We start from the raw sequence: 21,839 nt of genomic DNA, 5'->3' as shown, positions 1-21,839 counted from the left end.
AGGCCCGGCCCGTGGGCGGGACCACCCGCCGTGCCGGAACGGACGGACCGCGTCACGCGGCCCCGAGAAAATCCATGCTCACGCGGCTGCACATGCCGGCCGGCCGGGCGATAGCCCTGGCTGCCATGCCGACGGCCGTCCTGGTGGGCATGGGGCTCTCCACCCCGCTGGCCCAGGCCGACCCGCAGCCGAAGTTCAGACCGGGCAAGTGCGTCTCCCAGGCCGACGAGCCGGACGAGGACGAGACCGGCAAGGCCGAGGCGTCGGACGAGGACGCCGCGGACGGCGACGGCGGCGACGGCGGCGACGACGGCGACGACGGCAAGGGCGCCACGGACGACGGCGAGGACGGCGGGGACGGGACCGCCGGCGACGAGCGGCCCTCCCCGTCCGCCGCCCCGGAGCCCGGCTCCTCCGCCGGCGCGGGAACGGGCGGCAAGGAGAGCGGCGAGGACGCCGGCGCGTCCTCCGGCGCCTCCGGTGACACCGGCGAGCCGGAGCCCTCCCCGTCGGCGAGCCGCAACCCGCTGGACCCGCTGGGCCTCGGCGACAAGCTCGGCGACCTGCTCGGCGGCGGGAACAAGGACGAGGACGAGAAGGACGCCGAGAGCCCCTCGAACGCCGAGGACGCCGCCGGCAAGGACGGCAAGGACGCGACCGGCGAGCCGTCCGCCACGCCGAGCCCGTCGGCCTCCGGTCCGGGCGGTGGCGTCACCGGCGCGGTGCGCGACAGCGCCGGTGAGCTGGTGGAGGACGTCCGCGACACCGCCGGAAAGGCCCGGGAGAAGGCCGGGGACGCCGCGGAGGAGGCGACGGAGGAGGACGCCGGGGCGGCGGCCACCCCGTCCCCCTCGGCGACCGCTCAGGACGGCCTCCAGCCGTTCCCCTGCCCCGAGTACGACGCCCAGGCGCTGGAGGACGCCGAGGTCGACCCGGAGCAGCCCGCGCTGCTGCCGGACGAGCCGTGGATCCTGGAGAGCAGCAAGCTGTCCCTGCACGGTCTCGACTACAAGGGCATCGTCAAGGTCCGGACCTGGAGCGGGCACGTCAAGGAGGTCATGAAGTTCACCGCCACGGGCGTGGACATCAGGGACCTGCACCAGCTCGTCCAGGCGCCCGGCGGCACGACCACCCACGTCAAGGCCGCGAAGGGGTCCAACTCCACCATCCGCAAGGGCACCGTGACGATGTACACCGAGAAGTTGCAGGGCAACCTCTTCGGCATCATCCCGATCACCTTCGCGCCCAAGAGCCCGCCCCCGCTGAACCTCCCCGAGGTGGTCTTCACCAACGTGGAAGTCACCCAGGCCGGCCAGTTCGGCGGCGAACTCACCGTTCCGGGCATGCATCTGTACGACGGAGGCTGAGTCCGCGCCGCCACGGCTCGACCCGGTCAGGCCCGGCGCACCCGCCGGAGCCCCGGGGACGGCGGTGGGCCGCCCCCGCACCCCGGGGCGCCGCCGCCCGCTTCACACCGCTTCTTCAGCCGCCCCACACCATTCCCCACCGTCCCACGCCGTCCCACACCGTCCCCACCGCTCCCCACGGCTTCGCCCCGACGAGTTCCGGCTCGGCGGGGCGAAGCCGCTCCTTCCCGCCGAGCCGGCACGCTCCCGGCCTCCGTGGCCTGGGCGCCCGCGCCGCCGGCCCAGGTCAGGGGCGTGGTGCCGGCCTCCGCCGGAGCCCGCCCGGAGCCCGCCCGGAGCCGCCGAGCCGCCCGTTGCGACGCGGCTGCGCGGACGTGGACCCGGGCTGTTCCGGGGGTGTTCGGAAGGGGAGCCGCGCCGGCGGGCCGGGCCGCAGGGGCCGGTGGCCGCTCACTGCCCGGGGGCCCCCACCCGCAGCGCGTCCATCACCAGGTCCAGCAGCTGGGTCGCGCGCGGCTGCCAGTCGCCGTGCGGGTCGATCGTCCAGAGGCCGCCGATGGCGAGGAAGAACATGTCCGTGGTGATGCCCGGGCGGATGGCGCCCGCTCGCTCGGCGGCGCGCAGCAGCAGGTCGGCCGCCTCGGTCACCGGCGCGGGGCCCGGCTTCTCCGGCTGCCCCGGCGCGCTGGTGGCCTGGCGTATCGCGTCGGCCAGACCCGCCTTGGTCATGGCGAACCGGGCGAGGCCGTCCATCCATTCGCGCAGCGCGCGGTCGGGCTCCCGGTTCTCCAGCAGGTCTTCCGCCGACTCGGCGAGCTGCCGCATCCCGTGGCGGTAGATCTCCAGGACGAGCGCCTCCCGGCTCGGGAAGTGCCGGTAGAACGTCCCCTGCCCGACGCACGCCTTCCTGGCGATGGCGCTCAGCGGCGTGTTCGCCGAGCGGGTCAGCTCGGCCACGGCGACCTCCAGGATCCGCTCGCGGTTGCGTTGCGCGTCCGAGCGCAAGAGGGCGTGCTTCCGTTGCCGCACCCGCTTCTCCTCCCGTCGGTGGCCGAAAATGACACCTTGTTAAGCGGACAGTTGTCCGTTACGTTTCCCGGTAGTGGACAGTTGTCCGCTTGAGGTGTTGCCGACACCTCGTCATGCGGACGGTACCGGCGGCCGTCGGGCCTGTCCGCCGGGAGGTGACGACGCGCCGTCCCCGGGACAGTCCGGACCGGTCCGTCCAGGCCGGTCCGCCCGCGCATTCCGGCAGGTCACCGGTACCACGATACGCCTCCCGCCTGACCTTGCCCTGTGAGAAAGAAGGCTTCCATGCCCCCATCGACGTCCAGCGACCTCACCCTGTCCGTCAACGGCGAGAAATACACGCTGACCGTCGACCACCGCACCACCCTGCTCGACGCGCTGCGCGAACGACTGGACCTGACCGGCACCAAGAAGGGCTGTGACCAGGGGCAGTGCGGCGCCTGCACCGTCCTCGTCGACGGCCGCCGGGGCGTGGCCTGCCTGCAACTGGCCGTCGCGGCCGAAGGACGCGAGATCACCACCATCGAAGGCGTGGCCGACGGCGAGCGGCTGCACCCGGTGCAGCAGGCGTTCCTCGACCTGGACGGCCTCCAGTGCGGCTACTGCACGCCGGGGCAGATCTGTTCGGCCATCGCCGTGATCGAGGAGCACGCCGCCGGGTGGCCGAGCGCGGTCACCGGCGACGTACGGCCCGAGGCCGGGCCACCTGCACTGACCCCTGAGGAGATACGGGAACGAATGAGCGGAAACCTGTGCCGCTGCGGCGCGTACGTGTCCATCATGCAGGCCGTCGCCCGGGCCGCCGGGTCCGGGCAGGGCTCCGAGGGGGCGGCGGCATGAGGGAGTTCGGCTACCGGCGCGCCCTCGACGTCCCCGGCGCCGTGGCGCTGCTCGACGGCGACCCCGACGCGCGCTTCCTGGGCGGCGGCACCAACCTGGTCGACCTGATGAAGACCGGTGTCGAGCGGCCCACCCGCCTCGTCGACATCCGCGAACTGCCCCTGGACCGCGTCGAGCCGGCCGAGGACGGCGGACTGCGCATCGGCGCGACCGTCACCAACAGCGACCTGGCCGCCCACCCCGAGGTCAGGCGCCGCTACCCGGCACTCGCCCAGGCGGTGCTGGCCGGCGCCTCGGGGCAGCTGCGCAACATGGCCACCGTCGGCGGCAACCTGTTGCAGCGCACCCGCTGCGGCTACTTCGGCGACGTCAGCTCCCCCTGCAACAAGCGCGATCCGGGCAGCGGCTGCCCCGCCGTCGAGGGCGAGCACCGCAATCACGCCATCCTGGGCGCCTCCGCCCACTGCGTGGCCACCCACCCCTCCGACATGGGCGTGGCCCTGACCGCCTTCGACGCACGCGTGACGTACGAGACGGCCACCGGGCCCGGGGAGATACCGCTCGCGGACTTCTACCTCCCGGTGGAGGAGACCCCGCACCGGGAGACCGCGCTGCCGCCGGGAGCGCTGATCACCGGCGTCACCCTGCCGCCCGGTGCCACCGCGACTGCGGCCAACTCCTGCTACCGCAAGGTCCGCGAGCGGGCCTCGTACGCCTTCGCGATCGGCTCCGTCGCCGCCGCGCTCGACGTACGCGACGGCACCGTCCGCGACGTGCGCCTCGCCTTCGGCGCGGTCGCCTCCCGCCCCTGGCGCGCGCACGCGGCCGAACGCGCCCTGACCGGCGCCCCCGCCGACGCCGAGCACTTCGCCGCCGCCGCGGACGCCGAGCTGGCCGCCGCCAGGCCCCTGCCCCACAACGGATACAAGGTGACCCTGATGCGCAACCTCGTCGTGGCCTGCCTGAGCGAACTCGCCGAGGAGGCCGCGCGATGACCCCGGGCCGTCACCCCGGCTCCCACCGGCAACCGACCACGAGCCCGTCAGGGCCTGAGCTCACCCAGCCCACCCAGCCCACAGAGAGGAGGGTCCACCAGTGACCACCGCCGCCAAGCCCCTCATCGGCACCGCGCACCCGCGGGTGGAAGGCCGCGACAAGGTCACCGGGGCGGCCCGCTACGCCGGTGAGATCTCCTTCGCCGGACTCGCCCACGGCTGGCTTGCGCTGTCCACCGTCGCCCGCGGCCGCGTACGGGAGATCGACACCGAGTCCGTGCTCTCCATGCCCGGCGTCCTCACCGTGCTCCACCACGGCAACGCCCCACGCGTCGAGACCGGTTACACCAGCGTCCTGGGCGTCCCGCCGGACCCGACCGTCGCGGTCTTCCAGCACGACCGGGTGCCGCACAAGGGCTGGCCGGTCGCGCTGGTCGTCGCCGAGACCTCCGAGCAGGCCAGGGAGGCCGCGGAGTCCCTCGTGGTGAGGTACGACCAGGAGCCGCACGACGTGGCGTTCTCCGCCCGGCGCGACGCCGAGGCGGCCCCGTTCGACGGCCACATGCCGCCGGCCCTGGTGGAGAAGGGCGACCTGGAGGCGGAACTCGCGGCGTCCGCCGTCGTGATCGACGCCGAGTACACCACCCCGGAGGAATACCACAACCCGATGGAGCCGCACGCGACGACGGCCCGCTGGGAGGACGGCAGGCTGGAGGTCGTCGACTCCAACCAGGGCACCAACTGGGTCGTGGGTGAGCTGGCCGGCCTGTTCTCCCTCGACCCGGGGTCCGTCCGGGTCCGCTCCGAGCACGTCGGCGGCGGCTTCGGCAGCAAGGGTGTACGCGCGCACCAGGTGGCCGCCGTGATGGCCGCGACCGTGCTGCGGCGGCCGGTCCGGGTCGTCCTGACCCGCCGGCAGATGTTCTCCCTCGCCGGTCACCGCAGCCCCACCGCCCAGCGGATCCGGCTCGGCGCCGAGGCGGACGGCCGGCTGCGCGCCCTGGAACACCGCTCCCTGAGCCGGACCTCGACGGTGTACGACTTCATCGAGCCGAGCGCCGGGGCGAGCCGGCCGATGTACGCCGCCGACGCCCACCACACGGAGAACCGGCTCATCAGGCTGGACGTCCCCAGCCCGACCTGGATGCGGGCGCCGGGCGAGGCGCCGGGCTCGTTCGCGCTGGAGTCCGCGCTCGACGAACTCGCCGAGCGGTGCGGCGTCGACCCCGTCGAGCTGCGGATCCGCAACGAGCCGGCGGTCGGCCCGGTGTCCGGACTGCCGTTCGGCAGCCGCAACCTGGTCGGCTGCTTCCGGGAGGGGGCCCGCCGGTTCGGCTGGGCGGAGCGTGACCCGCGGCCCGGGATCCGCCGGGAAGGGCGCTGGCTGCTCGGCACCGGCACCGCGGCGTCCTCCTTCCCCGCGATGGCCATGCCCTCCACGGCGGCCCTCACCGCGGAGGCCGACGGCACCTTCACGGTGCGGATCAACGCCGCGGACATCGGCACCGGCGCCCGGACCGCGCTCACCCTCGTCGCCGCCGACGCGCTGGAGGTGCCCACGGAGCGGGTCCGCGTGCGCATCGGCGACAGCGATCTCGGCCCCGCCATGTTCGCGGGCGGCTCCGCGGGCACCCGCTCGTGGAGCTGGGCCGTCACGGCCGCCGCCGAGGAACTGCGCGGCTCCCTCCTGCCGGGCGCCACCATCCCGCCGGAGGGCGTCACCGTGACCTCCGACACGACCGAGGCCGTCGGCGCGCTGGCGCGGAGGGAACGGCACTCCTACGGGGCGCAGTTCGCCGAGGTAGCCGTCGACCCCGCCACCGGCGAGGTACGGGTACGCCGGATGCTGGGCATCTTCGCGGCGGGCCGCATCGTCAACCCGCTGACCGCCCGCAACCAGTTCGTCGGCGGCATGACCTGGGGCATCTCCATGGCCCTGCACGAGGAGGCCGTCCGCGACCAGGCCCTCGGCGGCCTGTACGGCCCCGACCTCGCGGGCTACCACTTCGCCGCGCACGCCGACATCCGGAACGTCGAGGCCGGCTGGGTCGAGGACACCGACCCGGACGACCCCGTCGGCATCAAGGGCATCGGCGAGGTCGGCATCGTGGGCGCCGCCGCGGCGGTCGCCAACGCGGTGTGGCACGCCACCGGCGTCCGCCACCGGCACCTGCCGATCCGCCCCGACCGCGTCCTGACGGCGGGCGGCGATGCTTGATCTCGCCGACGGGCTGCGGACGTGGCTCGAGGAGGGCCGGGAGTTCGCCGTCGCCACGGTCGTCGCCGTCGGCGGCAGCGCCCCGCGCCCGCCGGGCGCCGCACTGGCCGTCTCCGGCGACGGCACCGCCATCGGCTCGGTCTCCGGCGGCTGCGTGGAGGGCGCGGTGTACGACCTCTGCGCCGAGGCCCTGAAGGACGGCCGGACGCGGGTCGAACGGTACGGCTACAGCGACGAGGACGCCTTCGCGGTCGGCCTGACCTGCGGCGGAACGATCGACGTCATGATCACCCCGTTTGCGCCGGGGCGCTCGGGGACCACCTCCGGGGCCGCTGCCGCCGCGTCGCTCCACGCCGTGGCGGCCGCCGCCCGGGGGGAACCGGTGGCGCTGGCCCGCGTCGTGCGGGGACCGGCGGAACTGCTCGGCGGGGCGGTGCTGGTGCGCCCGGACGGCACGTACGAGGGCGGCCTCGGCGGCGATCCGGTCCTGGACCGCACCGCCGTCGCCGAGGCCCGCGCCCTGCTGGAGACCGGCCGCACCGGCACGGTGGGGCTCTCCGCGGACGGGTCGCGCTGCCCGGGCGGCCTCACCCTGCTCGTCGAGTCGGCGGTGCCACCGCCGCGCATGATCGTCTTCGGCGCGATCGACTTCGCGTCGGCGCTCGCCCGCGCGGGAAAGTTCCTCGGCTACCACGTCACCGTCTGCGACGCGCGCTCCGTCTTCGCGACCCGGGCCCGCTTCCCGGACGCCGACGAGATCGTCGTGGACTGGCCCGACCGCTACCTGCGCGCCACCCGGACCGACCGGCGGACGGTGCTGTGCGTGCTCACCCACGACGCCAAGTTCGACGTGCCGCTGCTGAAGGAGGCCCTGCGGCTGCCCGTCGCCTACATCGGCGCGATGGGCTCGCGCCGCACCCACGACGACCGCGCCCGCCGGCTGCGGCAGGAGGGGGTGGGCGAGGCCGAGCTGGCCCGGTTGCGCTCCCCGATCGGCCTCGACCTGGGAGCCCGGACGCCCGAGGAGACCGCGGTGTCCATCGCCGCGGAGATCATCGCCGCCCGGCACGGCGGCACCGGCACGCCCCTGACCGGGTCGGACCGGCCGATCCACGCGGCCGGCCGGGAGGTGGTGCCGCAGGCGGTGTGAGCGGAGCCCCCGGACCGCCGCGCGCCGGTGGCGGTCTGCTCCCCGGGACCTGCCACCGGCGATCCCGGCCCTGGCGATCCCGACCCCGGGGACCCCCCCACCTGCGACCCCGCCCCCGGAACCGGAGTGTTCACGGCGCTCTCAGGGGGCGGGGAGGCAGGGCGGGGAGGCAGAGGGGGTCGGGGAGCCGAGCGGCGGGCCACGACGCCCCCCGCGTCCGGACACCCGGCGCTCCCCGCATCCGGGCCGCAGCAGGCCGGGCCGGACGCGGGGCCCGTGCCGGCTCCGCCGTGCTCGGCCCGGGCTCAGGCCGCCGTGCTCAGCCCGCCACGCCGAGGTGGTGCACCCGGACCATGTTGGTGGTGCCGGGCACGCCGGGAGGGGAGCCGGCAGTGATGATCATGGTGTCGCCCTCGCCGTAGCGGTGCAGCTTCAGCAGTTCGGCGTCGACCAGCTCCACCATCGCGTCGGTGTTGTCCACGTGCGGGACGACGTAGGTCTCCACGCCCCAGCTCAGCGCGAGCTGGTTGCGCGTCGCCGGCTCCGTGGTGAAGGCGAGGATCGGCTGGCCGGCGCGGTAGCGGGAGAGCCGCCGGGCGGTGTCGCCGGACTTGGTGAACGCGACCAGTGAGGTGGCCCCCAGGAAGTCGGCGATCTCACAGGCGGCGCGGGCCACCGAACCACCCTGCGTGCGCGGCTTCTTCCCCTGTACCAGCGGCTGGAGCCCGCGGTTCAGCCACTCCTGCTCGGCCTCCTCGACGATGCGGCCCATGGTCTTCACCGTCTCGATCGGGTACTTGCCGACCGAGGACTCCGCCGAGAGCATCACCGCGTCCGCGCCGTCCAGGATGGCGTTGGCCACGTCCGAGGCCTCGGCGCGGGTCGGCCGGGAGGAGTTGATCATCGACTCCATCATCTGGGTCGCCACGATCACCGGCTTGGCGTTGCGGCGGCACATCTCCACCAGCCGCTTCTGCACCATCGGGACCTTCTCCAGCGGGTACTCCACCGCCAGGTCGCCGCGGGCCACCATCACCCCGTCGAAGGCCAGCACGACCTCCTCCATGTTGGCCACCGCCTGCGGCTTCTCCACCTTGGCGATGACCGGCACCCGGCGGCCGACCTCGTCCATCACGCGGTGCACGTCACGGATGTCGCCGGCGTCGCGGACGAAGGAGAGCGCCACCATGTCGGCACCGAGCCGCAGACCGAACTTCAGGTCCTCGACGTCCTTCTCGGAGAGCGCCGGCACGTTGACCGCCACGCCCGGGAGGTTGATGCCCTTGTGGTCGGAGACCACGCCGCCCTCGATGACGATGGTGCGGACCCGGGGCCCGTCCACCTCCGTCACCTGAAGGGCCACCGCGCCGTCGTTGATGAGGATCGACTCGCCCTTGGAGACGTCCCCCGGCAGCCCCTTGTAGGTCGTGCCGCAGATCGAGCGGTCGCCCAGCACGTCCTCGGTGGTGATGGTGAACTCGTCACCCCGGATCAGCTCCACCGGGCCCTCGGCGAAGGTCTCCAGGCGGATCTTCGGCCCCTGGAGGTCGACCAGCACGCCGACCGCCCGGCCCGTCTCCTCGGACGCCTTCCGGACGCGGTGGTACCGCTCCTCGTGCTCCGGGTGGGAGCCGTGGCTCATGTTGAAACGGGCCACGTTCATCCCGGCCTCGATCAGCGACTTCAGCTGTTCGTAGGAGTCGACGGCGGGGCCCAGCGTGCAGACGATTTTGGAACGGCGCATGGGGCGATCCTATCGGGTTTGTTTCGGAGCGGAATATTCCTGTCCTGGCTCCGGCCGGGCGGTGGGCCCGTCACCGGAGTGCTGTCCGGCGGCTGCCCGCGTGGCCCGCCCGGGTCCGGCAGACGGTCCCCGGTGCCGTGCCGGCCCAGGTCACGGGGACTCCTGCCGCGGGGCCGGCCGGGCCGCGGGCCCGTCACCGCCGCGCTGTCCCGCGTCTGCCCCGGTGACCAGCTCGAATGTCTGGCGGGCGATCTCCAGCTCCTCGTCGGTGGGGATCACGGCGACCGCCACCCGGCTGCTCCCCGCCGAGACCAGCCGCGGCGCGGAGCCGCGCAGCGCGTTGCGGACCGGGTCGACCTCGATGCCCAGGACCTCCAGGCCCCGCGTCGCCGCCTCCCGTACGGCGGCCGAGTTCTCCCCCACCCCCGCGGTGAAGGCGATCACATCCACCCGCCCGAGCACGGCGGTGTACGCGCCCACGTACTTGCGCAGCCGGTGGACGTAGATCTCGAAGGCCAGCCGGGCCGCGTGGTCGCCCTCGGCCATCCGGCGGCCGATCTCCCGCATGTCGTTGTCCCCGCAGAGCCCCAGCAGGCCGCTGCGCTTGTTGAGCAGGGTGTCGATCGCGTCGGTGTCCAGACCGGCCACCCGTGCCAGATGGAAGACCACCGCCGGATCCAGGTCCCCCGAGCGGGTGCCCATGACCAGCCCTTCCAGCGGGGTCAGGCCCATGGAGGTCTCCACGCAGATCCCACCCGCCACCGCCGAGGCGCTGGCCCCGTTGCCCAGGTGCAGCACGATCGCGTTGACCTCGGCCGGGTCCCGCCCCAGCAGCGCGGCGGCGGCGCGGGAGACATAGGCGTGCGAGGTGCCGTGGAAGCCGTACCGGCGCACCCCGTAGGCGTCCGCCGTCGCCGTGTCCAGCGCGTAGCGCGCGGCGTGCTCGGGGATCGTCGCGTGGAACGCCGTGTCGAAGACGGCGACCTGCGGCAGCCCCGGGCGCAGCTCCCGGGAGACCGTGATGCCCGCGATGTTCCCCGGGTTGTGCAGCGGCGCGAGCGGGACCAGCTCCTCGATGCCCGCCAGCACCTCGTCGGTGATCAGTACCGGCTCGGTGAACCGGGTGCCGCCGTGCACCACCCGGTGCCCCACGGCGGCCAGCCCGGGGGAGTCCGGCCCCAGCCCCTCGGCGTCGAGCTCACCCGCGACTCGCCGCAGCGCCTCCGCGTGATCCGCCCCCGGCCCCTCGCCGATCCGCTCCACCACCCCGGAGGCCAGCCGCACGGCACCCCGGCCGTCGGCGGGATCCGCCTCCGCCATGTCGAGCAGCTGGTACTTCACGGAGGAGGACCCCGAGTTGATGACGAGCACCCGGGTGGCGGGGGGCGCGCCGCCGGTGGGGCCGCCGCCGTGGGCGGGCGCGGGGGAGGCGTGGGCGGTGGTGTCCCGTCCGGTGTTCTCCTGCTCGGGGTGCTCGGGGTGCTCGGGGTGCTCGGGGTGTTCGGCGTGTTCTGGGCGCTCGGGGCCGTTCACTCGGACCGCTCCCCCCGTCCGCCCCGCCGGGTGGCGATCCCGGGGCTCCGCGGCGCGGGCCCCCGGGGTGCCGCCGGCGTCTCCACCGACCCGCGCGCGTCTCCCCGCGCGGTCCGTCCCGGCGTGTCCTCCGCGCTCCCCGCCGAGCGGGGTTCCGTGCCCGCCCGGCCGGTGTCAGCCGGGCTCGTGCGGGGGGTGCCGGTGCCCGCCGGTCCGGTGCGAGGAGTGCCGGTGTCCGTCGGCCCCGTGCGGGGTGTGCCGGAGCCGGCCGGTCCCGTTGGTGTGCTCCCGGTATCCGCCGGAGCCGTGCGTCGTGCCCCGGTGTTCACCGGGCCCCTGCGCGTGGTGCCGGTGGCCGGGGTCCCTGCGCCCGTGGTGCCGGTCTCCGGCGTGCCCGTGTCCCTGCCCGTCTCTGTGCCCGTGCCCACGCCGCTGCCCGCCCCCGGGTCCGTCCCCGGGCCCGCCGGTGCGCGGCGGCCGGCCGCGGGATCCGGGGCCGTCTCCGGGGCCGCGTGGGGACCGGCCGGGTCGCGGGGGCGGCTCTGCTCCTGGGCCTGGATGGCGGTGATCGCCACGGTGGTGACGATGTCCGGCACGAGCGCGCCCCGGGAGAGGTCGTTCACGGGTTTGCGCAGCCCCTGGAGGACGGGCCCGACCGCGACGGCCCCGGCCGAGCGCTGCACCGCCTTGTACGTGTTGTTGCCCGTGTTGAGATCGGGGAAGACCAGCACGGTGGCCCGGCCCGCCACCTCCGACCCGGGCAGCTTGGCCGCCGCGACCGTGGCGTCCACCGCCGCGTCGTACTGGATGGGCCCCTCCACCAGCAGGTCCGGCCGCCGCTGCCGGACGAGTTCGGTGGCCTTGCGCACCTTGTCGACATCCGCGCCGGTGCCGGAGGTCCCCGTCGAGTAGGAGAGCATCGCGATCCGCGGCTCCACCCCGAACTTGGCCGCGGTGCCCGCCGACTGGATGGCGATGTCGGCGAGCTGCTCGGCGTCCGGGTCCGGGTTGACCGCGCAGTCGCCGTAGACCAGCACCCGGTCGGCCAGGCACATGAAGAACACGGAGCTGACGATCTGCGCGCCCGGCGCCGTCCGGATGATCTCGAAACCGGGGCGGAGGGTCGCGGCCGTGGAGTGCGCGGCTCCGGAGACCATCCCGTCGGCCAGCCCTTCGCGGACCATCAGCGTGCCGAAGTAGGAGACGTCGGCGACCACGTCGTAGGCCAGCTCGTGGTCGACGCCCTTGTGGGCGCGGAGCCCCGCGTACAGCTCGGCGAAGCGCTCGCGGAGCGGTGAGACCCGCGGGTCGATCAGATCGGCCGCGCCCAGGTCGACGGTGAGTTCGGACGCGCGGCGGCGGATCGTCTCCGGGTCGCCGAGCAGGGTCAGATCGCAGATGTCGCGGCGGAGCAGGACGTCCGCGGCGCGCAGCACCCGCTCCTCGGTCCCCTCCGGGAGGACGATCCGGCGGCGGTGCGCCCGGGCCCGCTCGATCAGCGCGTGTTCGAACATCATCGGGGTGACCCGGTCCGAACGCGGGGCCAGGGAGATCCGGGCCGTCAGATCGGCGGTGTCCACGTGCCGGTCGAACAGTCCCAGCGCCGTCTCCGTCTTCCGCGGTGACCAGGCGTTCAGCTTGCCCTCCAGCGCGAAGAGTTCGGCCGCCGTGGGGAAGCTCTTGCCCGGTACGGAGACGACGGGCGTGCCGGGGGCCAGCCGTTCCGCCAGCGCCATGATGTCCGGTCCCGGCCGCTCGTCGAGGGTCAGCAGCACCCCGGCGACGGGTGGCGAGCCCGCGGCGTGGGCGGCCAGCGCGCCGATGATCAGGTCCGCCCGGTCCCCGGGCGTCACGACCAGCGCGCCCTCCGTCAGGGCGGCGAGGAAGTTCGGCAGCATCGCACCGCCGAAGACGAAGTCCCGGGCGTCCCGCGCCAGTCCCGCCGCGTCCCCGAGGAGCACCTCCGCGCCGAGGGCCTGCACGATCTGCTGCACCGTGGGCGCGGACAGCGAGGGCTCCTCCGGCAGCACGTAGCAGGGCACCGGCAACCGCTCGGCCAGCACGCCGGCGATTTCCCGGGCGTCCTCGGGCGCCACCCGGTTGGCGGCCATCGCGACGACGTCGCAGCCCAGGGAGTCGAACGCGGCGTAGGCGTTGTGGACCTCCGCCCGCACGGACTCGGGCGTCTGCTTCCGCCCGCCCACGACCGCGATCAGCGCCGCGCCGAACTCGTTGGCCAGCCGCGCGTTGAGGTTGAGTTCGGCGGGGACGCCCGTCTCGGCGTAGTCCGTGCCCAGGACGAGCACGAACTCGAACTCCCCGGCCATCGCGTGGAAGCGGTCCACCAAGGCGGACACCAGCGCGTCGGTGCCCTCCTCGGCCTGGAGGGCGGCGGCCTCCCGGTAACTCATGCCATGGGCGGTGGCGGCGTCCTGGGCGAGCCGGTAACGGGCGCGCAGGAGCTCGAACAGGCGGTCGGGGCTGTCGTGCACCAGCGGGCGGAAGACGCCGACCCGGTCCACGTGACGGGTCAGGAGCTCCATCACTCCCAGCTCGACCACCTGACGGCCGTCGCCCCGTTCGATGCCGGTGACGTACACGCTGCGCGTCACGCCTGCTCTCCGTTCTCGCTCGTCCCGGCCGGTCGCGCCGGGCTCACGCCGTGGTTCTCGCTCGCGGCTGCCCGGCCCTCCGCCCCCCAATGCCCGCACCGCCCCGTGTGCGCGACCCCGGTACGGGGAAGCCTCACGGGTCCGGGGCCGGCCCGCCCGGACCGTCCCCGGCCGTCCGTGGCCGGACGGCGCGCGGCCGTTCCGGGGGACGGACCGCCTCCGGCCGCTCCGGGGGCGGACCGCCTCCGGAACGACGAGCGCTCCTGCTGACAGTATCCGCCAGGACCCGCCCCGCCGAGGGCCGCGCTCGTCCGGACGGCTGGGAGCGCCGCCCGCTCGCGGGGCGTGGAACAATCGGATGGTCGGCCCGTCCGTATCTCCCCCCACTCGTGACCCGGGAATCCAACCTCAGGAGACAGAGCACGATGCGCATCGGAGTCCTCACCGCAGGCGGTGACTGCCCCGGACTGAACGCCGTGATCCGGTCGGTCGTGCACCGTGCCCTGACCGGCCACGGTGACGAGGTCATCGGGTTCGAGGACGGCTTCAAGGGACTGCTGGAGCACCGCTACCGCAAGCTGGACCTGGACTCCGTCAGCGGCATCCTCGCCCGCGGCGGAACCATCCTGGGGTCCGCGCGGCTGGAGCGCGGCCGGCTCGACGAGGCGTGCGGTCACGCCGAGGAGCTCAGCCGCGAACTGGGGCTCGACGCCCTCATCCCCATCGGCGGCGAGGGCACCCTCACCGCCGCCCGGATGCTGTCCGACGCGGGGATGCCCGTCGTCGGCGTGCCCAAGACCATCGACAACGACATCTCCGCCACCGACCGCACCTTCGGCTTCGACACCGCTGTGGGCGTCGCCACCGAGGCCCTGGACCGGCTCAAGACGACGGCCGAGTCCCACCAGCGCGTCATGGTCGTCGAGGTCATGGGCCGGCACGCCGGGTGGATCGCCCTGGAGTCCGGCATGGCCGGTGGCGCCCACGGGATCCTGCTGCCCGAACGGCCGTTCCAGATCGACGCCCTCTGCGCGATGATCGAGGAGCGCTTCGCCCGCGGGAAGAAGTTCGCCGTCGTCTGCGTCGCCGAGGGCGCGCACCCCGCCGAGGGCACCATGCGGTACGAGAAGGGCGCCATCGACCAGTACGGTCACGAGCGGTTCACCGGCATCGGCAACCGCCTCGCCGCCGAACTCGAACACCGGCTCGGCAAGGAGGCCCGCCCCGTCATCCTCGGCCACGTCCAGCGCGGCGGCACGCCCACCGCGTACGACCGGGTGCTCGCCACCCGCTTCGGCTGGCACGCGGTGGAGGCGGCACACGAGCGGCAGTTCGGCAAGATGACCGCGCTGCGCGGCAACGACATCACGCTCGTGCCGCTGGCCGAGGCGACCGCGGCGCTGAAGACGGTGCCGGGGCACCGGATGAGCGAGGCGGAGTCGGTCTACTGAGCGGTGGGGGCCGGGGTGCCCGGCCCCGGGATGCCGGATCCCCGGGCCCGTCGTCGCGTGCCGGGGGCTGCCGTGTGCGGTGGCCGGCCGGTTCCCGGCCGCGTTCCCCGGGGCCGCTCCCTTTTCTCGTTCCCTGGTCCCGCGGCGCCGGGCCGGTGCGGCAGCCGGACGCCGGACGCCTGGGCCGAGCGGCCCCGGACCGAGGTGATCGAGTTTTCCGGCCGGGCCCGTGAACGCCCCCTCCGCCCGCTGCGTACCCCGAAGAACACCCGTTCCGAGGAGGAGGCACCGTGCGCAGCAACCGTCGGGCCGAAAGGCCCAGAGTGTCGATGCGCACGGCGGCCATCGCACTCGCGATTGTCGCCGTTCTGGCACTCATACCCGTACTGATCAACCTCCAGACCACCAGCAGCCAGGCCAACCAGGAGCCCGGCACCGTCGCCGGCGGTCTGCCCCAGGCGGGGGACCAGGGGACCGCGCCCCAGGGCTCGGCCCCGCAGGACGGCTCCGCGCCCCAGCAGGGCGGGGCGGCGCAGGAGGGCGGGGCGGCGCAGGACGGTTCCGCCCAGGGGGCGACCTCGACCAGCGCCGGGACCGTGACGGAGGTGGACAAGAAGTTCCTGGTGGCCGTGCGCCAGGCCGGGCTCTGGGAGATCCCGGCCGGTCGGCTGGCCCAGACGAACGCCTCCAGCGAGGCGGTCAAGCGCGCCGGTCACCACCTGATCGACGGCCACTCCAAGCTGGACCAGCTCGTCCGGGAGGACGCCAAGATCCTCGGCGTGCAGATCCCCGACGAGGCCACGGAGGAGCAGCAGGGCTGGGTGGCCCAGATGAAGGCCGCCAAGGGCGCCGAGTTCGACAAGATCTTCGCCAATCTGCTGCGGGCCTCGCACGGCAAGATCTTCGCCACCATCGGCGAGGTCCGCGGCTCCACCCAGAACGATCTGATCCGCCGCCACGCACGGCAGGCCAACCAGACCGTCATGGACCACCTCGAAGTACTGGAGGACACCGGCCTGGTCGACGCCAAGACCTTCGCCGAGGTCGAGGAAGCCGTGACCAAGTAGATCGCGCAGGGCGAGCGGATCAGGCAGGCGGGGCGGATCGGTCAGGCCGAGCGGATCGAACGAGCCCAGCCGAATCAGGCAGGCCGAATCAGGCAGGCGGAGCAGATCGGGCAGGCGGGCGGTCAGGCAGGCCAAGCATCGGTCAGGGCCGGGCATCAGGCAGGCCAAGCATCAGTCAGGCCGAGCGGTCAGGCAGGCCAAGCATCAGTCAGGCCGAGCGGTCAGGCCGGTGAGGGAGGCCGGGGAGCGCGCCGCTCCGCCCCGACTCCCCGCCCCGACTTCCCGCCCCGGACTCGCGCCCCGGCTCCCGGTCCCGGACCCGTCCGGATGTTCCGGCGGCCCCGGGGCGGGGGGCCGGGGGCCGGGAATGCAGCCTCGGCTCCCGGCCCGGGAGGCTCCCGCTCAGGACCCGCTGACCCACCGGTAGTACAGCTCGGGCCGGCCCACCTGGCCGTACTGCGGCCGCCGCTCGGCCCGGCCCGTGTCCACCAGGTGTTCCAGGTAGCGCCGGGCCGTGATCCGGGAGGTGCCCACCGCCTCACCGGCCGAGAGCGCCGTGATGCCGTTCCCGTCCGCGTCGCGCAGTACCCGGGTCACGGCCTCCAGGGTCGGCCCGCTGAGCCCCTTCGGCAGCGAGGCCGGGGACGGGGCGCGCAGGACGGACAGCGCCCGGTCCACCTCCTCCTGGCCACTCGCCTCACCGGCCGCGGTGCGGAACTCCGCGTACCGGACGAGACGCTCCCGCAGGGTGGGGAACGCGAAGGGCTTCAGCACGTGCTGCACCACGCCGAGGGACACGCCCTCCCGCACCACGGTCAGATCGCGCGCCGAGGTCACCGCGATCACGTCCGTGGAGCGGCCCGCGGCACGCAGCGAACGCAGCAGCGCGAGACCGTGCCCGTCCGGCAGGTAGAGATCCAGGAGCAGCAGGTCCACCGGTTCGCGGTCCAGGTGGCGCCGCGCCTCCGCCCCGGAGTGCACGGTTCCGGCGACGACGAAGCCGGGCACCCGCTCCACGTACATCGCGTGCGCGTCCGCGGCCACGGGGTCGTCCTCGACGACCAGCACCCGGATCGGGCCCGGCCTGCTCACTGCTCCACCCCGGCCGGGGCTCTCACGTCGGCCCTGAGCGGCAGCCGTACGGTGAACTGCGCGCCGCCCGTGAAGGCCGCGCTCCCGGCGGAGCCGTCCGCGGCCACGGGCCGGGGCGGAGGACCGTCCGGCCGGGCCGGCGGCGAGCCCTCGCCGGCGGACGCCGCCCGCTGCCCGGGGCCGAGGGCCCCCGGCACCCCGGCGCGGCCCGCCACCGCGACCTCGATCGTCCCGCTGTTGCGCCGCACCGCCTGCTGGACCAGCGCCAGGCCGAGCCCGCGTCCGGGGCCCACCGGCGCGGCACCCCGCACGTCCCCGGCCCCGTTCCTGTCGCCGCGCCCGCTCGGGTGGTCGTCCCGGGACGGGCCCTTCGTCGTCCAGCCCCGTTCGAACATGCCGTTGAGCGTCTCCGGGGTGATGCCCGGTCCGGAGTCCCGTACCTGCAACAGCAGTTCGCCGTCCGCCGCGCGGGCGGTGACGGTCACCCGCGGCCGACGCTGCCGGTCGGCCGTGCCGTCGGCGGCCGTCGCGTCCACGGCGTTGTCGATCAGGTTGCCGAGGACGGTGACCAGATCCCGGGGGGACAGCTCCGGGGGCAGCACCCCGTCGTCGATCCGGCTCTCCGGCGTCAGCACCAGCTCCACGCCCCGCTCGTTCGCCTGCGCCGCCTTGCCCAGCAGCAGCGCGGCCAGCACGGGTTCCTCGACCGCCCCGACCACCTGGTCCGTCAGCGCCTGTGCCAGCTCCAGCTCGGCCGTGGCGAACCGGACCGCCTCCTGCGTCCGGCCCAGTTCGATCAGCGAGACCACGGTGTGCAGCCGGTTCGCCGCCTCGTGCGCCTGCGACCGCAGCGCTTCCGCGAACCCGCGCACCGAGTCCAGCTCCCCGGAGAGCGCCTGAAGCTCCGTGTGATCGCGCAGGGTCACCACCGTGCCGCGCCGTTCGCCACCGGAGACGGGCGAGGTGTTCACCACCACCGTCCGGTCGGCGGTGAGGTGCACCTCGTCCACCCGCGGCTCGGCGGACAGCAGTGCCCCGGTCAGCGACGGGGGCAGCCCCAGGTCGGCGACGTACCGCCCGACGGTGTCCCGGCCGAGCCCCAGCAGCTCCCGGGCGCCGTCGTTGACCAGCGCGATGCGCCGCCCGCCGTCGAGCATCAGCAGCCCTTCGCGGACGGCGTGCAGCGCGGCCTGGTGGTAGTCGTGCATGCGGCTCAGCTCCGTCGTGTTCATCCCGTGCGTGTGACGGCGCAGCCGCGCGTTGATCACATAGGTCCCGAATCCGCCCAGGACCAGCGCGGCGAGCGCCACCAGGAGGGGGACGGCCATCTGCTTCCGCACCTCCTCGGAGATCTCCTCCACCGTGATCCCCGCGCTGACCAGCCCCACGATCCGGCCCTGGTCCCGCACCGGTGTCACCACCCGGACCGAGGGGCCGAGAGTGCCGGTGTAGGTCTCGAAGAAGGTGTGGCCCGCCAGCGCCTGCTCGGTGTGGCCCAGGAACTTCTCCCCTATGCGCTCGGGGTCGGGGTGCGTCCAGCGGATACCGCGCGGGTCCATGATCGTGACGAAGGTGACGCCGGTCCCGCGGCGCACCTCCTCGGCGTACGGCTGGAGCACCGCCGTCGGGTCGTCGCCGCGGATCGCGGCCGTGACGGACGGTGACGCGGCAACCGTCCGTGCCGTGGACAGCGCCCGCAGCCGGGCGGTCTCCTCCGTCTGCCGACAGTCGGCGGCGTGGGTGAACACCGCGTACCCGGCCACCACGACGGCGACCAGCACCACCTGCATCGCGAACAGCTGGCCGGCCAGGCTCCGGGGACGGGGGACACGCATGAGGCCAGTCTGCCGGGCCGTCCCCACCTGGGGGAAAGCGGTGGGCAGGACCTTTGCGCGTTTGTGCCCCGAGGGTGACGGACCGCAGGGGGACGGCTCCGGTCCGTCCCCTTCGGCGATGGTTCCGCGGCGGCCGTGAACTCAATGAACGTAAGGGTGACCCCCGGCACACGCAGGTGGATAGTCACCGGGACACCGACTCCGGACCGGAGGACGACCGGCCCGGCCCGTCGGCACCGGACCGCACACAGATCAGGAGGACGGCCGTGACCACTCAAGCCCCATCTCAGGGCGGCCGGACGAGGCGCGACAGAACGCATTACCTGTACATAGCCGTCATCGTGGCGGTGATCGCGGGCATCCTGGTCGGCTTCGCGGCGCCGGGCGTCGCGGTCGAGCTGAAGCCGCTGGGCACCGGGTTCGTCAGCCTCATCAAGATGATGATCTCCCCGATCATCTTCTGCACGATCGTGCTGGGCGTCGGTTCGGTACGGAAGGCCGCGAAGGTCGGCGCCGTGGGCGGACTGGCCCTGGGCTACTTCATGGTCATGTCGACCGTGGCGCTCGCCATCGGCCTGGTCGTGGGCAACATGCTCCCCGGTGTCGAGCTCCACCTCAGCGAGGCCGCGCGGGACGCCGGCACCGCGCAGGCGGCCGGGGCGAGCGAGTCCACCGTCGACTTCCTGCTCGGGATCATCCCGGCCACCATGGTGTCCGCCTTCACCGAGGGTGAAGTGCTGCAGACCCTCCTCATCGCCCTCCTCGTCGGCTTCGCCCTCCAGGCCATGGGGTCCGTGGGCGAGCCGGTGATCCGCGGCATCGGCCACATCCAGCGCCTGGTCTTCCGCGTGCTTGCCATGATCATGTGGGTGGCGCCGGTCGGCGCCTTCGGCGCCATCGCCGCGGTCGTCGGCGAAACGGGGATGGACGCCCTGAAGTCGCTGGCCGTCATCATGATCGGCTTCTACGCGACCTGTGTGGTCTTCGTCTTCGTCGTCCTCGGCCTGCTGCTGCGGGTCGTCGCCGGGCTCAACATCTTCACGTTCCTGAAGTACCTCGGCCGGGAGTTCCTCCTCATCGTCTCGACCTCGTCGTCGGAGTCCGCCCTGCCGCGGCTCATCGCCAAGATGGAGCACCTGGGCGTCAGCAAGCCCGTGGTCGGCATCACCGTGCCCACCGGCTACTCCTTCAACCTGGACGGCACGGCGATCTACCTGACGATGGCCTCTCTCTTCGTGGCCCAGGCGCTGGGCGACCCGCTCTCCGTCGGCCAGCAGATCTCGCTGCTCGTCTTCATGATCATTGCCTCCAAGGGTGCCGCCGGTGTCACCGGCGCCGGGCTCGCCACCCTCGCCGGCGGCCTGCAGTCGCACCGCCCCGACCTCGTCGACGGCGTCGGCCTGATCGTCGGCATCGACCGCTTCATGAGTGAGGCCCGCGCCCTCACCAACTTCGCGGGCAACGCCGTGGCCACGGTGCTCGTCGGCACATGGACCAAGGAGATCGACCGCGCCCGGGTCGACGAGGTCCTCAGCGGCAAGATCCCGTTCGACGAGCAGACCTTCGTCGACGATCACGGCGCTCCCGGTGGGGCGGAGCAGCCCTCCGAAGCGGCGCAGACCGGTCCCGGAGGAGAGCACCCCGGCGGTGGTGACGGGACGAAGGAGCGCGTCGGCGTCTGACAGGCCGGCCCCGGCCCCCTGACTCACCGTGAACGGCCCACGGTGAGCCTGGGGCGACCACCCGGCGCTTCCCGAGGCCGGCCCGGACCCGTCCGGCACCCACGGGCTTCTTCCGCTACCGGCACGGAAAGCCACCGGCCCAACCGGCCCAGTCGAGCCGGCCCAGGCGAACCGGCCCAGTCGAACCGGCCCGGTTCAACCGGCCTGGCCCAACCGGCTCGGCCCAACTGACCCGCTCCAACCGGCCCGGCCGGGCTTCCCGGCTCAACTTCCCCGGTCCGGCACTTCCCCGGTCCGACCGCCTCGGCCCAGCCTCCCGGTCCGACCACCCCGGTTCGACAACCACCCCAGTCCAACCTCCCCGGCGCTCCTCCCACGGTCTCCCCCTGACCGTGGGAGGAGCGCCTTCCCGTGTCCGGGGAGCCATCGCCCCCCTGACCGGGGAGCCGCTCCGCGCGCCGGGCTCGTGCGGCGCCGGGAAGGTTCCGCGCCCGGGGCTGCGCTCGTCCGATCCGGCCGATGCGCTTCCGCCTGGGCCGACACCCCCGCAGGGCGGTCCGGACGGCATCCTCGACCTGATCACGCTCTCTCGTCGGCTGTGCTGGGTTGTTCCTCTCGTCGTCCTGGCCCGTCCCGGTCGTGGTGGGGTGCTGTTACGGCGCCGGGTGGGCGGCGCGGTGGTGGTGGGGTGCTGTTACGGCGCCGGGTGGGCGGCGCGGTGGTGGTGGGGGGTGGGTTGCGGGCCGGCGGGTTTGTGAGGGGCGGGGGTTACGGCGCCGGGGCCGGGGGTTCGCGGTGCCTTTCGCCACTCGGGGTCGGGCGTGCCCGGTGGGCGAGTTCGACAAGACGGAGTGGCTGGGGTGGGTGGGGGTGCGCGGGGCACACGCGTGCGTTGTTTCTCGGCTGTCCTGCCGTCGTGGCGGGCTGTCGGTGGTTGCGGTGAGGGGCTGGCTGCTCTTGTGGCGACGGTGTGGATCTTCTCCGCTCCGGTGTCTCTGGTGTCTTTGGTGGCTCCCGTCCCTCGGGTGTCCACGGCCTCTCAGGTGTCTTCGGTCTCCTGGTGTCTTCCGTTCTCCCCGAGTTGTGTTCCGGGCAGGGGTGTGGACCCCTCGGGGTGGTGGCCGAGGGGTTGCCTGCCGGGGTGGTCTTTGCCGGGGCCGGCCTGTCGCCTGCTGCACCGCTTCGGTTGGCCGGAGTGGGGGCGGTGGTGGGTGTTCAGGCGGC

Annotated in this window: 13 protein-coding genes and 1 pseudogene; 8 read left to right on the top strand and 6 right to left on the bottom strand. The window is 74.0% G+C overall.

Features of this window, described 5'->3' with window-relative positions:
* The first annotated feature begins 74 nt into the window (after positions 1 to 74).
* Complete coding sequence (locus HCK00_RS09515; RefSeq protein ID WP_206320137.1) at positions 75 to 1,367, top strand: hydrogenase expression protein HypF; 1,293 nt, start codon at positions 75 to 77, stop codon at positions 1,365 to 1,367.
* A gap of 450 nt (positions 1,368 to 1,817) precedes the next feature.
* Here HCK00_RS09515 and HCK00_RS09510 read toward each other — a convergent pair whose 3' ends face one another.
* Entirely contained in the window at positions 1,818 to 2,396 is a 579-nt protein-coding gene (locus tag HCK00_RS09510; protein WP_168101390.1) for a TetR/AcrR family transcriptional regulator, read from the bottom strand.
* Between the two features lie 285 nt (positions 2,397 to 2,681).
* Between HCK00_RS09510 and HCK00_RS09505 the strand changes: the two genes are divergently transcribed.
* The 4 genes from HCK00_RS09505 (at position 2,682) to HCK00_RS09490 (ending at position 7,599) form a co-directional block, all read left to right on the top strand.
* Positions 2,682 to 3,236: a (2Fe-2S)-binding protein gene (locus HCK00_RS09505; RefSeq protein WP_168101389.1), complete on the top strand. Its 555-nt coding sequence runs from the start codon at positions 2,682 to 2,684 to the stop codon at positions 3,234 to 3,236.
* Positions 3,233 to 4,231 carry an FAD binding domain-containing protein gene (locus HCK00_RS09500; RefSeq protein WP_168101388.1) on the top strand — a complete coding sequence of 333 codons (999 nt, stop codon included), beginning with the start codon at positions 3,233 to 3,235 and terminating at the stop codon, positions 4,229 to 4,231. Before HCK00_RS09505 ends, HCK00_RS09500 begins: the two co-directional genes overlap by 4 nt.
* A 100-nt stretch (positions 4,232 to 4,331) precedes the next feature.
* Complete coding sequence (locus HCK00_RS09495; RefSeq protein WP_168101387.1) at positions 4,332 to 6,449, top strand: xanthine dehydrogenase family protein molybdopterin-binding subunit; 2,118 nt, start codon at positions 4,332 to 4,334, stop codon at positions 6,447 to 6,449.
* A complete protein-coding gene (locus tag HCK00_RS09490; RefSeq protein WP_168101386.1) occupies positions 6,442 to 7,599 on the top strand; it encodes an XdhC family protein in 1,158 nt (385 codons plus the stop codon). Before HCK00_RS09495 ends, HCK00_RS09490 begins: the two co-directional genes overlap by 8 nt.
* A gap of 319 nt (positions 7,600 to 7,918) precedes the next feature.
* Here the strand turns inward: HCK00_RS09490 and pyk are convergent, their stop codons facing one another.
* The 3 genes and pseudogenes from pyk to pta all read right to left on the bottom strand — a co-directional run.
* Positions 7,919 to 9,343, bottom strand: coding sequence for a pyruvate kinase (gene pyk, locus HCK00_RS09485; RefSeq protein ID WP_168101385.1), 1,425 nt, complete (start codon positions 9,341 to 9,343; stop codon positions 7,919 to 7,921).
* 150 nt (positions 9,344 to 9,493) lie between these two features.
* A complete protein-coding gene (locus HCK00_RS09480; RefSeq protein ID WP_168101607.1) occupies positions 9,494 to 10,714 on the bottom strand; it encodes an acetate kinase in 1,221 nt (406 codons plus the stop codon).
* A gap of 683 nt (positions 10,715 to 11,397) precedes the next feature.
* Positions 11,398 to 13,488, bottom strand: a pseudogene (pta, locus tag HCK00_RS09470) (phosphate acetyltransferase); the annotation flags it as partial.
* A gap of 425 nt (positions 13,489 to 13,913) precedes the next feature.
* Between pta and HCK00_RS09465 the strand changes: the two are divergent.
* Both HCK00_RS09465 and HCK00_RS09460 read left to right on the top strand, forming a co-directional pair.
* Complete coding sequence (locus tag HCK00_RS09465; protein WP_168101384.1) at positions 13,914 to 14,939, top strand: 6-phosphofructokinase; 1,026 nt, start codon at positions 13,914 to 13,916, stop codon at positions 14,937 to 14,939.
* 290 nt (positions 14,940 to 15,229) lie between these two features.
* Positions 15,230 to 16,006, top strand: coding sequence for a DUF4142 domain-containing protein (locus HCK00_RS09460; protein ID WP_311765236.1), 777 nt, complete (start codon positions 15,230 to 15,232; stop codon positions 16,004 to 16,006).
* A 402-nt stretch (positions 16,007 to 16,408) separates the two neighbouring features.
* Here HCK00_RS09460 and HCK00_RS09455 read toward each other — a convergent pair whose 3' ends face one another.
* Positions 16,409 to 17,029, bottom strand: coding sequence for a response regulator (locus HCK00_RS09455; protein ID WP_240965446.1), 621 nt, complete (start codon positions 17,027 to 17,029; stop codon positions 16,409 to 16,411).
* A gap of 65 nt (positions 17,030 to 17,094) precedes the next feature.
* Positions 17,095 to 18,933, bottom strand: coding sequence for an ATP-binding protein (locus HCK00_RS09450; RefSeq protein ID WP_168101382.1), 1,839 nt, complete (start codon positions 18,931 to 18,933; stop codon positions 17,095 to 17,097).
* 251 nt (positions 18,934 to 19,184) lie between these two features.
* On the opposite strand from HCK00_RS09450, the gene HCK00_RS09445 reads away from it, so the two are divergent.
* Positions 19,185 to 20,615 (top strand): cation:dicarboxylate symporter family transporter, encoded by a 1,431-nt coding sequence (locus HCK00_RS09445; RefSeq protein ID WP_375781947.1) that lies wholly within the window; start codon positions 19,185 to 19,187, stop codon positions 20,613 to 20,615.
* Positions 20,616 to 21,839 lie beyond the last annotated feature (1,224 nt).

The sequence above is a fragment of the Streptomyces zingiberis genome (genome assembly GCF_012034935.1).
GTDB classification, from domain to species: domain Bacteria; phylum Actinomycetota; class Actinomycetes; order Streptomycetales; family Streptomycetaceae; genus Streptomyces; species Streptomyces zingiberis.
The sequence above is the reverse complement of the archived record's forward strand: the minus strand, read 5'-3'. Positions and strand labels throughout refer to the sequence as shown.

What these genes read in the sequence shown, in the direction of transcription:
- HCK00_RS09500 (WP_168101388.1), top strand. Translation starts at nt 3,233, where the DNA reads ATGAGGGAGTTCGGCTACCGGCGCGCCCTCGACGTCCCCGGCGCCGTG.
- HCK00_RS09505 (WP_168101389.1), top strand. Translation starts at nt 2,682, where the DNA reads ATGCCCCCATCGACGTCCAGCGACCTCACCCTGTCCGTCAACGGCGAG.
- HCK00_RS09465 (WP_168101384.1), top strand. Translation starts at nt 13,914, where the DNA reads ATGCGCATCGGAGTCCTCACCGCAGGCGGTGACTGCCCCGGACTGAAC.
- HCK00_RS09515 (WP_206320137.1), top strand. Translation starts at nt 75, where the DNA reads ATGCTCACGCGGCTGCACATGCCGGCCGGCCGGGCGATAGCCCTGGCT.
- HCK00_RS09455 (WP_240965446.1), bottom strand. Translation starts at nt 17,029, where the DNA reads ATGTACGTGGAGCGGGTGCCCGGCTTCGTCGTCGCCGGAACCGTGCAC.
- pyk (WP_168101385.1), bottom strand. Translation starts at nt 9,343, where the DNA reads ATGCGCCGTTCCAAAATCGTCTGCACGCTGGGCCCCGCCGTCGACTCC.
- HCK00_RS09490 (WP_168101386.1), top strand. Translation starts at nt 6,442, where the DNA reads ATGCTTGATCTCGCCGACGGGCTGCGGACGTGGCTCGAGGAGGGCCGG.
- HCK00_RS09450 (WP_168101382.1), bottom strand. Translation starts at nt 18,933, where the DNA reads ATGCGTGTCCCCCGTCCCCGGAGCCTGGCCGGCCAGCTGTTCGCGATG.